Raw genomic sequence first — 12,993 nt, forward strand, 5'->3', positions numbered from 1 at the left:
CGCGATGCTACATGGGACGCATGAGCATGCTCGAAGCCGAAGCCATGGCGCTGTCCAGCGCATCCCAGCCGATCCCGCAGGGCGGGCTCGAAGTCATTTCCATCGCCAAGAGCTATGACAAGCGGGCGGTGCTGACCGATATCTCGCTCACTGTCGGCAAGGGCGAAGTGCTCGGCCTGCTCGGCCCCAACGGCGCGGGCAAGACGACCTGCTTCTATTCGGTGATGGGCCTGGTGAAGCCCGACCATGGCCGGATCGTGATGGACGGCGAGGATGTCACCCATCTGCCGATGTATCGCCGGGCGATCCTGGGCCTCGGCTATCTGCCGCAGGAAACCAGCATCTTCCGCGGCATGACGGTGGAGCAGAACATCGCCTGCGTGCTGGAGATGGTCGAACCCGATCGCGCCACGCGCGAGAAGGAGCTAGACCGGCTGCTTGACGAATTCGGGCTCCAGCGGCTGCGCACCTCGCCCGCCATGGCACTGTCAGGCGGTGAACGCCGCCGCTGCGAAATTGCCCGCGCGCTGGCGGCCAAGCCCTCGATCATGCTGCTCGACGAGCCCTTCGCCGGGATCGACCCGCTCTCGATCAGCGACATCCGCGACCTGGTGAAGGATCTCAAGACCCGCGGCATCGGCGTGCTGATCACCGATCACAACGTGCGAGAGACGCTGGAGATCGTCGACCGCGCCTGCATCATCTATGGCGGGCAGGTGCTGTTCGCCGGCACGCCGCAGGAACTCGTCGCCGACGAGAATGTGCGGCGGCTGTATCTGGGTGAGAGCTTCACGCTATGATGTCTTCTCCCAGCCTTGCGGCTGGGGCGCGGCACCAGCCCACTCCCCCTCCCAGCCACCCGATGATTTTCCCATATCCTATCGGGTGGCTGGGAGGGGGAGTGGGCTGGTGCCGCCCGAGCGTTAGCGAGCAAGAATAATGGCGCTCGGCCCCCGCCTCGACCTCAGGCAATCCCAATCGCTGGTGATGACGCCGCAGCTGCAGCAGGCGATCAAGCTGCTGGCGTTGTCCAACCTCGAGATCGAGACCTTTATCGGCGAGGCGCTGGAAGCCAACCCGCTGCTCGAAGCTGGCGAGGTCCGGCGCGAGGATGGCGAGAGCGAGACGATCGCCACACCCGAGGAAACCGGGGCCGACAGCTTCGACGGCGAGGGTAGCTCGCTCGACCTCGCGCCCGAAGCGCTCGACCGCGACCGCGACACCGGGGACGGCGAATGGGGTGCGGGCGGCGCAGCGGCACCATCGGACGATCTCACCCCGATCGAGGACCGCCGCAGCGCCGAAATCTCGCTCGCCGACCACCTGCACGAACAGGTCGGCGCGATTGCCTATACCGAGCGCGAGGAAGCCATCGCCCGACACATCGTCGACCTGCTCGACGAGGCAGGGTACCTCGACACCGACCTGCGCGAGATCGCTGCCGAACTCGACGTGGCGCTCTACGAAGTCGAGGATGCGCTGGAACTGGTCCAGTCGCTCGATCCCACCGGGGTGGGCGCGCGCAATCTGGGCGAGTGCCTCGCGCTGCAGGCCAAAGAGGCAAACCGCTACGACCCTTGCATGGCGCGGATGCTCGACAATCTCGACCTGCTGGCGGCCGGCGAGTTCGCCCGGCTCCGACGCATGTGCGATGTCGATGACGAGGACTTCGCCGATATGCTGGCCGAACTGCGCGGCTACGATCCCAAGCCGGGGCTGCGCTATGGCGGGGGCGAGGCCAGCGCGGTGGTGCCGGACATCCTGCTGACCCGCGACGAGAAGGGTCACTGGAAGATCGCGCTCAACGAAGCGACCCTGCCCCGGCTGGTGGTCAATCGCGGCTATTTCCTCGAACTGAAGCAAGGCTGCGCCGATCGCGCGAGCAAGGGCTGGCTCAAGGAAAAGCTCGCCGATGCCAACTGGCTGATCAAGGCGCTGGACCAGCGGCAGAAGACCATCCTCAGCGTGGCGGCCGAAATCGTGAAGAGGCAGGCGGCGTTCTTCCGCGAAGGCGTGAGCGGGCTGAGGCCCCTGACCCTGCGCGAAGTGGCCGAAGAAATCGACATGCACGAAAGCACGGTCAGCCGCGTCACCAGCAACAAATACCTCGCCTGCGAGCGCGGCACCTTCGAACTGAAATACTTCTTCCGCTCGGGCGTTGCCAGCGCAGACGGCGAAGGCGCCTCCTCCGAAGCGGTCAAGGCCCGCATCAAGGCCCTGATCGACGCCGAGGACCCCAAGAAGATCCTCAGCGACGATACGCTGGTCGACATGCTCAAGGCCGAAGGCTTCGACCTCGCCCGGCGCACCGTAGCAAAGTACCGTGAGGCGATGGGGATCGGCTCGAGCGTGCAGCGGCGGCGGGCGAAAAAGCTGCGCGGGATGACTTGAAGAGATTTTTGCTAGACAAGTTTGGTGAAGGGTCGCGCTACGACGCCAAGACGATCGGGGGACAAGCACATGCGAGGAAGATGGTGGGTTCGTTTGGCCGCAGCGATCGCGGCAACGACGTTCGGGCCGGCTGCCCAGGCGAATGGTTTGCCAAAACTCGCATATGTCGATGTGCCGCTTTATGCGGACGCGGACGGCGGCCAGAAATCCGCAATTTTCACAATAAATACCACGGCATACGACTCCAGCAGCAGGAAGGATAGTGATGTCCCGATAGCGGTCCGGATGTATGTCCGCGACCGCGATGTTCCGACCAAGAGGGGACCGCATGACCGTGTCTGCATTCGCGGGGCTTCCGAAGAAATCCTGCCGCTACTGGCGATAACTCCGATAGCAAGTAAGCCGGGAACAGATACGATCCTTGGAAACGCGCAGCCGAACGGGGCCAAGATCGTCTGCTCCCTGTTACCTGCCGCCGATTCATATCGGGTTTGGAGCAAATCATCCGTCGCGCTCGAGCCTTCGGACGCATGGCAATGGACTACGCCTGAAGTCTTCCGTTCGCTGCCGCAGTGGCGCAATCAGAATGATTTCGCCTCGGCGGACAAGATCCTGAACACTCTTGCCGACTCGCTGCAGCTTGATGGAGTCTGCCTCGAAATCAACGTGCTTCGAGCAGAGTTTTCCGCACCGGACGAGATCATCGGCCAGCCGCGATGGATGCTGGCGCAATACAGGACCGCCAATGACCTTAATCAATATTTGAGCGACACGGAGGAGTGGACGTACAATGAAATGGACATGTCGCGCGGCAACCTTCATTTCAGGTCATTTGCCACTCAGGATCTCGATACGGCCGGAACTGTTATCCCTTACAGGATGGGGTTCGGCACATTCGAGGAAATACAAAAGCTGCTGACCACAACCAGGTTGACAAGGGACGGAGGTTGGGCAGTCCAAGGGGGTGTGGCCGGCTGCCTCGGAGATAAAATCGACGTGCACATCCGTGGCAATCAAAATACTGAAACGACTTCATATTTTGGATACATAAGCCTCGCCATCGTTCTTCCGTACTGGCTCGAATATGAAAGCGCGAGCCCTGCCGCCAAAGCATTCTGGCAGGCTTATCATAACGAACTCGCGATGCATGAACTGGTGCACGTCTATGACGAGCTCAAGATCATGAACGAGATTGTGTTTCAGTCCAGGGGCATGGCGATGCTTCAGCAGAATTTTTCCCGAGCGCCTCAGTGGCCAGGCGAAGCCAAGGAACTCGGACTATCGCTTGATCGGTCCATGAGACCTTCTCCTGCCGAGGCACTCTTTGTACCGGCCAATGTCACAAAAAGACAGGCCGGGGATTATGCATCCGCAGTCTTTCACGCGGCAACGCTGCGTCCCGGCACACCGACGGAGCCCGCCATAGGACTCGACATCTGGCTACGCCCGGGCGTTGCGCGCACATTTGGCGACCAGCGCGTGTTGTGGGAAGAAAGGCGAAAGGCCCTTCAGACGATGGGGCTCGAATAGCCTGATGCGGCTTCGTTGACCATCTCCGTCACACCGGTGGGTATCTGTGTCAATGCGCTGTCCCGCAGGCATTCTCACGCGCTTCAGCGTTGACGGCTCGTCCGATCGTCGATCCCGCACAAGTCTCCGACCATGGTCGCGGTGGCGCGGAATTCGGGTAAACCTCGCAAGCCCCGACAGCCCGTGCTGTTGGGTTTTGGTGTGAACTTAGTGTGACCTTTCGCGCCCCGGACACCGCCTTTATGCACCGGGCGCCCCTGCGCATCCACCGCATGCCCTTTCCGAAAGGCCGCTCAGCAGCAGCCTAACTGACTCAAATTGCCGCCTTTTCCCGGCCATCGATGCCACGCAACCCTCGGGAATCGTTGCGTTTACACGATATTAACCTTTTCCGTTCAGATGTTTTGTGGTTAATCCGAGGCAACACCTCTGAACGGGGCGTTACCATGTCCCCTCGGGGACACATGAAAGGGTCAAGGGGGAATACCCGATGCGTGTACTGCTGATCGAAGACGAGCCGACCACCGCCAAGGCGATCGAGCTGATGCTGACCACGGAAGGCTTCAACGTCTACTCGACCGATCTGGGCGAGGAAGGCCTCGATCTGGGCAAGCTGTATGATTACGATATCATCCTGCTCGACCTCAACCTGCCGGACATGCACGGTTACGACGTGCTCAAGAAGCTGCGCGTTTCCAAGGTCCAGACCCCGGTCCTGATCCTGTCCGGCATTGCCGAAATGGACAGCAAGATCCGCAGCTTCGGCTTCGGTGCCGACGACTACGTGACCAAGCCGTTCCACCGCGAGGAACTGGTCGCCCGCATCCACGCCGTGGTGCGCCGTTCGAAGGGCCACAGCCAGTCGATCATCCGCACCGGCAAGCTGGCCGTCAATCTCGATACCAAGACCGTCGAAGTCGACGGCGCCCGCGTCCACCTGACGGGCAAGGAATATGCGATGCTCGAGCTGCTGAGCTTGCGCAAGGGCACCACGCTGACCAAGGAAATGTTCCTCAACCACCTCTATGGCGGGATGGACGAACCCGAGCTAAAGATCATCGACGTTTTCATCTGCAAGCTGCGCAAGAAGCTCAGCCTCGCCTGCGGCGGCGACAACTACATCGAGACGGTATGGGGCCGCGGCTATGTGCTGCGCGATCCGGACGAGGTCGAAGAAGCGGCATAGTTTGTTTGGCCTCAAGCGCCGGGCTTCGCCCGGTCAGCTTCGCTTCCCGGCCCCTTAGGTTACCGCGCTCACTGCGCGACGACCGCCTGGTCTTGCGGATCGCGAGCGAACCGTCGACACAGAATCAGCGAATTCCTCTCGGGGGAATTGGGGGAAACGCCCGGGACCGATGGTTCCGGGCGTTTTGCCATAGGGAGAAATGTTGAGGGGGTGAAATCCGATCTGTGCTGCCGTAGGCTCCGTTAGCGCTGTAAATCCGCGCCATTAACCGGCGAAGGAACGACGCGGGATGGATTGGCTTGGTATCGATCTCACGGCGCTGTTGCCGTTCATCGCGGTCGGCTTTGCCGCGCAGCTGGTCGACGGGGCGCTGGGCATGGCCTTCGGCGTCATCACCAACACGCTGCTGGTCGGACTGCTCGGCATCTCCCCGGCACAAGCCTCGCAGAAGGTCCATGTCGTCGAGTGCTTCACCACCGCGACATCGGGCCTCAGCCATCTGTATCACCGCAACATCGACGGCAAACTGTTCGCGCGGCTGGTGATCCCCGGCGTGATCGGCGGCGTGACCGGGGCTTACCTGCTGACGTCGATCGATGGCGAAGCGATCAAGCCCTATGTGCTGCTCTACCTCGCGGCGATGGGGGTATACCTGCTGGTGCGCGGGCTGCTCTATCCGCCCAAGCTGCGCGAAGCGAAGCATGTCGCGCCATTGGGCCTGATCGGCGGCTTCCTCGATGCCGCAGGTGGTGGCGGCTGGGGGCCGGTGGTCACCTCCAACCTGCTGGTCCAGGGTGCCGAGCCGCGCAAGGTCGTGGGAACGGTCAATGCAGCCGAGTTCTTCCTGACGGTCAGCATCTCGGCGACCTTCATCTACCACCTTGGCGTCGCGGACCTCGCCGGGGCGACCTTGGGCCTGCTGATCGGTGGTGTCATCGCGGCGCCGTTTGCGGCGGTCGCGGCCAAGCACTTCAGCCCCAAGCTGATGCTGATCATGGTCGGCGTTGCGCTGATCGCGACCAGCGCTTACGGCATCTGGACGGCGTGGGGCTAGGCCGCTAGGCGGCAGCCCCATGTCCGCATACAAGCCCGGCGATCCGACCACGCTCAACCGGCTCTATGGCCGCAGCCAGGGCAAACCGCTCCGCAAACACCAGCAATCGCTGGTCGCCAATCTGCTGCCCCAGATCGCTGTGCCCGCCGAAGGTCCGGTAACGGCGCAGGCGCTGTTCGGCGAGGATTGCCCGCTCCATTTCGAGATCGGCTTCGGCGGCGGCGAGCATCTCGCCTATCGCGCCGACCTCTTGCCCAACCACGGCTTCATCGGCGCCGAGCCCTTCGTCAACGGCGTGGCGCAGGCGCTGACCCATATCGAAGAGCAGCGGCTTGCCAACGTCCGCCTGCACATGGGCGATGCGCTGGAGGTGCTGGCGCGGGTGCCCGACGGGGCGCTGACGATGCTCTACCTGCTCCACCCGGACCCCTGGCCCAAGAACAAGCACGCCAAGCGCCGGATGATGAACGATGGCCCGGTGCGGATGTTCGCCGACAAGCTCAAGCCTGGCGGCGAGTTTCGCTTCGGCACCGACCACCCGGTCTACCTGCGCCACGCGCTGATGGTGATGCGCCGCCACACTGACGCGTTCGAGTGGATCGTCGAAGGCCCCCCGAACTGGCAGGTCCGCCCGAGCGGCTGGCCCGAGACCCGTTACGAGCACAAGGCGCGAACGGTGTACGGTCACGAAGTGTGGTACTTCCGCTGGCGGCGTAGATAGCAGCGGGCCGCGCATGGTTACGGCCCGCTGCGTTGCGCTCCCCAGTCAGAAACGCAGCCCGATCCCGGCTACCACCTGATCCGTCGTCAGATCGCCAAAATCGCTGTCGAGTACATCCTTGTAGCGCGAGCGGCGGTATTCGATCCGCCCTTCGAGCGGGCCGGGAAGCTGGACCAGAAGGCCGCCGCCGAACCGCAGGCCGCCGGCGTTGTCATCAAGCTCTTCAAGCGATCCCGCGCTGGTGAAGGCTTGGGTATCGAGCGCGGTGTAGCCGATCTTGCCGTAGGCGGCGATGCCGGGGGTCAGCGCGAAACCGGCCCGTGCGCCGATGTAGTACTGGCCATCAGCGTCCAGCCCGTCGCGTGCTCCGGCGAAGCTTGAGGGAAACTCGGTGGTCCCGCCGCTTGTGGAAAGTTCGCCTTCGACGCCGACAAAGGCGCTGCCAAGCGAGAGATCGTAGCCGGCAGTAATCCCATAAACGGCGGAATCGGCATCGGCGGTGACACTGCCGTCACCAGACTCGACATCAAGGCCTTCATAGCCGGCGAGCGCTCCGACATGGAACCCGCCTGGTGCGGAGCTTTGCTCTTGCGCAAGAGCGGGAGTTGCGATGGACCCGATGGCCAAAGCGACAAGGATTTTTCTCATGATAGTTCCTTTCACGCGCTCGGGGAAGTGCGCGTGCGGCCCTGTTCGTCAGCACTCGCTTGCCCGCAGGTGAACGCCAGGTGCAATCCAGGCTGGTGCAAGGTGGGCGGACAGCCGCACGCGATGAACCGTATGACGGATCAGTCGCTGGTGGCAGCCCTCTGCGGCACCACCCGGATCTCGATCGGGGCTTCCTTGAAATAGGCCTTGGCCGCCTTCTGGATGTCCTTGGGCGTGACCGAGCGAAGCAGTTCCGCCCGCGTGCGGCGGCGATCGAGGATGTCGGGATTGCTCTGGGTGTCGGAAACGATGAAGGTCCAGCCCATGTTAGTCCCTTCCTGCCGCTCGTAACCTTCGAGGATCGGCAGGCGCGCCCGCAGCAGCGCGTCGCTGGTCGGAGGGGCGTCGGCGAATTCCTGCGCCAGCTCGCGCATGGCTTCGGCCAGTTGGGGCATGTTGCCGGGCTCAGCCGAAGCCAGCACGGTCAGGTGGCCATAGCCCTTGAAGGCGAGCGAATCGGCCGCGAAGGCATAGGGCGAATAGGTCGCCCCCAGCTCCTCACGCAGCTTTTCGACCGAGCGCAGTTCCATCAGCTTGGCCAGCAATTCGAGCACCAGCGATTCGCGCAGGTCGCGCGCATCATCGGTCGGCCAGCTGAGCGAAATGACCCCCTGGTCGGCCTCGCCGCTGTGATAGAGCGTACGCATGCTGCGGTCGCGCGAGAAGCTGAGCGGCGCGACCGCCTGGTCGGTCGTGTTCCGCTTCATCGCTCCGAGCGTCGTCGCGGCGACCTTGATCATCTCTTCTTCATTGAAGTCGCCGACCAGCGCCAGTTCGATCGGACCAGTGGCCATCTGACCGCCGATAACGGTCTTGAGATCGGCGACGGACCTCTGGGTCAGCACTTGCGGGTCGGTGAAGCCCAGGCGCGTGTCGCCATCGGTCAGGATCGAATCGAGCGCGTTGAAATACATGTCCATCGGGGCAGCGGTGATGTCAGTCGCAATGATCGGGGCGTAGCCGGTCCATTGCCGCTGGGTCTGCGTGCCGAAAGCCTTGTCGGCGACTTCCGCGGCGAGCAGTTGCATCTGGAAATCGGCATTGTCGCGAGTCGTGTTGCCTTCCATCACCACGGCATCCTGCTCGACCGAGAAGCCATAGCCGAGTTGCTGGCCCGACATGATCCGGCGCAGATCGTCCATGTCATGCGCACCCAGGCCATCGATCGGAGAGACGATCTGCGTCATCAGCGTCAGACCGGGATAGTCCTGCGGGATGACCGACGAACCACCGCCCACTTCGAGACGATATGCGACATGGCCCGGCTCGTAGCGGGTCCGCTTCATGTTGAGCTTGAAACCATTGTCGAACGCCACCGCGCGGATGCCGAGGTCCGAAATCCACTTGTCGGAGACGACTTTGCCGGGCGTGCCGAAATCGGTGTAGGCGAATTCCACATCGCCCAGCTCGGTCGGCTCGGCGACGGCGACTTTCGCGCTTTCGGCCAGGGCCGCAGCAATGGTCGCAGTTTCGCCGGGCAGCGGCGTCTTGCCGGCCACCATCACATAATCGGGTCCGCTGCCCCAGTTGGATCGGATATACTCCGCCACCGCATCCGGCGTGATGCTGTCGGCGAACTCGCGATACAGATCGCGTTCCTGAGCCGGTGACAGGTAGACAGCGTTGTTAAGCGAAGTCAGCGCAATGGTCTGCGCCAGATCGCCGATGTTCATCGACGGCGCCTGCTTGGCCCGGGCGGAATAGTCCGATTCAAGGTTGCGCTTGGCTTCGGCCAGCTCGCCTTCGGTGATCCCGAACTGGAAGAGGCGGCGCCATTCCTGCTCGCCAAGGTCAAGCGAGCTGCGCCATTGGCCGTCATGCGCCAGCAGAATGAAACCATAGGTCTTGGCCGACTGGAAGTAGTCCCACGCCCCGGCATTGCCGCCCAGGGTGACGGGGTTTTCCTGCTTGGCAAACACATTGAGCCGGTTGGTAATGGTGGCTGTGACGATCTGATCGAACACCTTGCCACGGAAATCGGCCAATGTGTTGGTCGGTGCCTGATAGGGCACCACCCGCTGCATCTCGACGATTTCCGGTACCGTCGGATCGACAAAGGTGCCGAACGCGGTTTGCGTCTTGGGTGCCAGCGTAGGGTCGAAGCGCGGCCGGGCCTCGCCCTCGGCCTTCCAGTCGCCGAACAGGTCGATGATCTTCTGCTGCATCCGCTGCGGGCTGTAGTCGCCGACGACCACCAGCGTCGCCCGGTCGGGGCGATAGTAGCCGTCGTAGAAAGCACGGAGCTTGGCTGCATCGAGCGACGAGAGCTGTTCCGGGGTCGCCCCGGTGCGGCCCGCAACACGATCGTTGAAAGCGGTGCGGAAGAATTCATTGCTGCGGCGGGCAGGCGTCGTGTTGCGCAGTTGCGCCTCGGACCGCATGATGCCCTTCTCGCGCTCGACCGCGCCTTCGGGGAAGGTCAGCTCGCCCGCGATTTCACGCAGGATCTTGAGCGAGGTGTCGACCACTTCGGCGCGTGCGCTCGGCAATTCGAGCTTGTACATCGTGTAATCCATCGCCGTTTCGGCGTTGGTGTCAGGCCCGAAAGCAAGGCCCAGCCGCTCCAGCATCGGTATCAGCGTGCCTTCCGGGATATTGGTCGAGCCGTTGAAAGCCATGTGTTCGACGAAATGCGCCGCGCCGACTTCACCTTCTTCCTCGGCCAATGCGCCGGTGTCGATCAAGAGGCGCATCGAGATCTCGCCCGAACCGCGAACATGTGGCTTGATCGCATAACGCATGCCGTTCTCGAGTATGCCATAGATGATCGAGGCATCCGGCGTCAGCTCGTCGCTGGCGATGCTCCATTCTTCGATGCCGGGCTCCGCCTGGGCCGGCGCAGCGGGCAGCGCCGGCGTGGTTCCGCCTGCACCGTTGTTGTGTTGGGCACGCGCCGGAGCGGCGACGACCAGCGCACCAAGAACAAGCGCAAAGCCGAAAGTCGGTACAATTGCCAGCCGACGGAAGAAGCCACAAATCACGAAATCATCGCCCCGAATGAATGAAGTAGGCGCGCCGGACTGTGCCACAGCAGCACCCAATTGCAAAAGCTTACTTCATCCTATGCGACGAACGGTGAACTCAGCCGACCACCCCCGCCGCCGCCAGCACTGCCAGCGTCAGGATGTCGGGCGCGATTGACGTCATCGGGACGATCTGGACCGGCTTTTCCATCCCGATCAGCATTGGGCCGATGGTTGCATTGCCGGCCAGCTCGCGCAGCAATTTGGCCGAGAGATTGGCCGACTGCAGCCCGGGCATGACCAGCACATTGGCCGGGCCCGACAGGCGGCTGAAGGGATAGAGCTTCATCACCTTGGGATTGAGCGCAGCATCGGGGGCCATCTCGCCCTCGTATTCGAAGTTCACGCCAGAGTCGGCATCGAGGATCGCCACCGCATCGCGGATATTGCCGAGCCACTGGCCCGAGGGATTGCCGAAGGTCGAATAGCTGAGGAAGGCGACGCGCGGCTCATGCCCCATGCGCCGGGCGACCGCTGCGGTCTCGCGCGCGATATGCGCCAGCAGCTCGGCGCTCGGCCGTTCGTTGATGGTGGTGTCGGCGAGGAAGGTGGTGTGGTTCTTGCCGACCATCATGTGGATGCCGAACGGCACCGCTCCCGGCTTGGGATCCAGTACCCGGTTCACTTCGCGCGCGGTCTGGGCGAAGGTGCGGGTGAGGCCCGAAATCATCGCATCGCCATGGCCCAGCGCGACCAGCAAGGCGGCGAAGACATTGCGCTCCTGATTGACCATGCGGCGCACGTCGCGCTCGGTATAGCCTTTGCGCTGGAGCCGCTTGTAGAGATAGTCGACCATCGCCGGGACATGTTCGGAATCGGCCGAATTCTGGATCTCGAAGCTGGCGGGATCGGGCACGCCCAACATGTGCAGCCGGTCGACCACCTGCTTGGTCCGCCCGACGAGGATCGGCTTGCCGTAACCGAAGTCGCGGTACTGGATCGCCGCGCGCAGCACCACGTCCTCTTCCGCCTCGGCAAAGACCATCCGCTTGGGATTGGCCTTGCACACCTCGTAGACATTGGTCAGCGCCGCAGTGGTCGGGTTGAGCCGCGCTTTCAGGGCCTGACGATACTCGTCGAAATCCTCGATCGGGGCCTTGGCCACTCCGCTATCCATCGCCGCCTTGGCCACGGCCGAGGACACCACTTCGATCAGCCGGGGATCGAACGGGGCGGGGATGATGTAGTCGGTGCCGAACTTCTGGTTGATGCCGTAAGCGGCGGCCACTTCATCGGGCACGCGCTCGCGCGCGAGGTCGGCAATCGCCTTCGCCGCGGCGATCTTCATCTCCTCATTGATGGTCGTCGCCTGTACGTCGAGCGCGCCTCGGAAGATGAAGGGGAAGCCGAGGACATTGTTGACCTGGTTGGGGAAGTCGCTGCGCCCGGTGGCGATGATCGCGTCGGGGCGCACGGCCTTGGCCTCGTCCGGCATGATTTCCGGCGTCGGATTGGCCATGGCGAAGATGATCGGACTGTCGGCCATCTTGCGCACCCACTCGGGCTTCAGCGCCCCGGCGGCGGAAAGGCCGAGGAAGATATCTGCCCCATCCAGCGCTTCCTCGAGACTGCGAGCCTCGGTCGGCACGGCGTGGGCGCTCTTCCACTGGTCGACCCCATCGCGGCCCGGATAGATCGGGCCGGAGCGGTCGCAGACGATGACGTTCTCGTGCGGCACGCCCAGCGCCTTTATCAGTGCAGTGCAAGCGAGCGCCGAGGCACCGGCACCATTGACCACCATGCGGCAGTCCTTGAGGCTGCGCCCGGTCAAATGGCAGGCGTTGATCAGGCCGGCGGCCGCGATGATCGCGGTCCCGTGCTGGTCGTCATGCATGACCGGGATGTTCATCCGCTCGCGCAGGGCCTGCTCGATAATGAAGCATTCGGGCGCGGCGATGTCTTCCAGATTGATCCCGCCGAAGCTGGGTTCCATCAGCGCCACGGCATTGATGAATGCTTCAGGGTCCTCGGTGTCGAGTTCGATATCGATCGAATCGACGTCGGCGAAGCGCTTGAACAGCACGGCCTTGCCTTCCATCACCGGCTTCGACGCCAGCGCGCCGAGATTGCCCAAACCCAGGATCGCCGTACCGTTGGAGATCACCGCCACCAGGTTCGAACGGGCGGTATATTTCGCCGCCAGTGACGGGTCGCGGGCAATGGCTTCAACCGGGGCGGCGACGCCCGGCGAATAGGCCAGGCTCAGGTCGCGCTGGGTCGCCATCGGCTTGCTGGCAATGATCTCGATCTTACCCGGACGGATCGTCTCGTGATAGAACAGCGCCTCGCGCTCAGTAAAACCGGTCTGCTTTTCGTCGGCCAAGGGTGGCTCCTGTTGTCGCTTGCGGGCGCGATACAAAAGACCGTCCGCCAGCGATAG

At 63.1% G+C, this 12,993-nt stretch carries 9 protein-coding genes; 6 read left to right on the plus strand and 3 right to left on the minus strand.

Going from position 1 to position 12,993, the window contains the following annotated elements; translation table 11 throughout:
• The first annotated feature begins 26 nt into the window (after positions 1-26).
• From lptB to LY632_RS01450, 6 genes are all read left to right on the plus strand, one after another.
• On the plus strand, positions 27-800 hold the full coding sequence (gene lptB / locus LY632_RS01425) for an LPS export ABC transporter ATP-binding protein (protein WP_234093282.1): 774 nt from the start codon (positions 27-29) through the stop codon (positions 798-800).
• Between the two features lie 139 nt (positions 801-939).
• On the plus strand, positions 940-2,391 hold the full coding sequence (gene rpoN, locus LY632_RS01430; protein ID WP_234092037.1) for an RNA polymerase factor sigma-54: 1,452 nt from the start codon (positions 940-942) through the stop codon (positions 2,389-2,391).
• Between the two features lie 93 nt (positions 2,392-2,484).
• Entirely contained in the window at positions 2,485-3,921 is a 1,437-nt protein-coding gene (locus LY632_RS01435; RefSeq protein ID WP_234092038.1) for a DUF922 domain-containing protein, read from the plus strand.
• Positions 3,922-4,411: 490 nt separating this feature from the next.
• A complete protein-coding gene (gene ctrA, locus LY632_RS01440) occupies positions 4,412-5,107 on the plus strand; it encodes a response regulator transcription factor CtrA (protein ID WP_234092039.1) in 696 nt (231 codons plus the stop codon).
• A gap of 289 nt (positions 5,108-5,396) precedes the next feature.
• On the plus strand, positions 5,397-6,161 hold the full coding sequence (locus tag LY632_RS01445) for a sulfite exporter TauE/SafE family protein (RefSeq protein WP_234092040.1): 765 nt from the start codon (positions 5,397-5,399) through the stop codon (positions 6,159-6,161).
• Positions 6,162-6,180: 19 nt separating this feature from the next.
• Complete coding sequence (locus tag LY632_RS01450) at positions 6,181-6,882, plus strand: tRNA (guanosine(46)-N(7))-methyltransferase TrmB (protein WP_234092041.1); 702 nt, start codon at positions 6,181-6,183, stop codon at positions 6,880-6,882.
• 45 nt (positions 6,883-6,927) lie between these two features.
• Here the strand turns inward: LY632_RS01450 and LY632_RS01455 are convergent, their stop codons facing one another.
• The 3 genes from LY632_RS01455 to LY632_RS01465 form a co-directional block, all read right to left on the minus strand.
• Entirely contained in the window at positions 6,928-7,530 is a 603-nt protein-coding gene (locus LY632_RS01455; RefSeq protein WP_234092042.1) for an outer membrane protein, read from the minus strand.
• Between the two features lie 140 nt (positions 7,531-7,670).
• Positions 7,671-10,571: a pitrilysin family protein gene (locus LY632_RS01460; RefSeq protein ID WP_234092043.1), complete on the minus strand. Its 2,901-nt coding sequence runs from the start codon at positions 10,569-10,571 to the stop codon at positions 7,671-7,673.
• Positions 10,572-10,671: 100 nt separating this feature from the next.
• Complete coding sequence (locus tag LY632_RS01465) at positions 10,672-12,936, minus strand: NADP-dependent malic enzyme (protein WP_234092044.1); 2,265 nt, start codon at positions 12,934-12,936, stop codon at positions 10,672-10,674.
• Positions 12,937-12,993: the final 57 nt, after the last annotated feature.

The sequence above is a fragment of the Erythrobacter sp. SDW2 genome (assembly GCF_021431965.1).
Classification (GTDB): Bacteria; Pseudomonadota; Alphaproteobacteria; order Sphingomonadales; family Sphingomonadaceae; genus Parerythrobacter.

Coding starts and splice junctions, on each gene's coding strand:
- LY632_RS01455 (WP_234092042.1), bottom strand. CDS start 7,530: ATGAGAAAAATCCTTGTCGCTTTGGCCATCGGGTCCATCGCAACTCCC.
- LY632_RS01445 (WP_234092040.1), top strand. CDS start 5,397: ATGGATTGGCTTGGTATCGATCTCACGGCGCTGTTGCCGTTCATCGCG.
- lptB (WP_234093282.1), top strand. CDS start 27: ATGCTCGAAGCCGAAGCCATGGCGCTGTCCAGCGCATCCCAGCCGATC.
- ctrA (WP_234092039.1), top strand. CDS start 4,412: ATGCGTGTACTGCTGATCGAAGACGAGCCGACCACCGCCAAGGCGATC.
- LY632_RS01450 (WP_234092041.1), top strand. CDS start 6,181: ATGTCCGCATACAAGCCCGGCGATCCGACCACGCTCAACCGGCTCTAT.
- rpoN (WP_234092037.1), top strand. CDS start 940: ATGGCGCTCGGCCCCCGCCTCGACCTCAGGCAATCCCAATCGCTGGTG.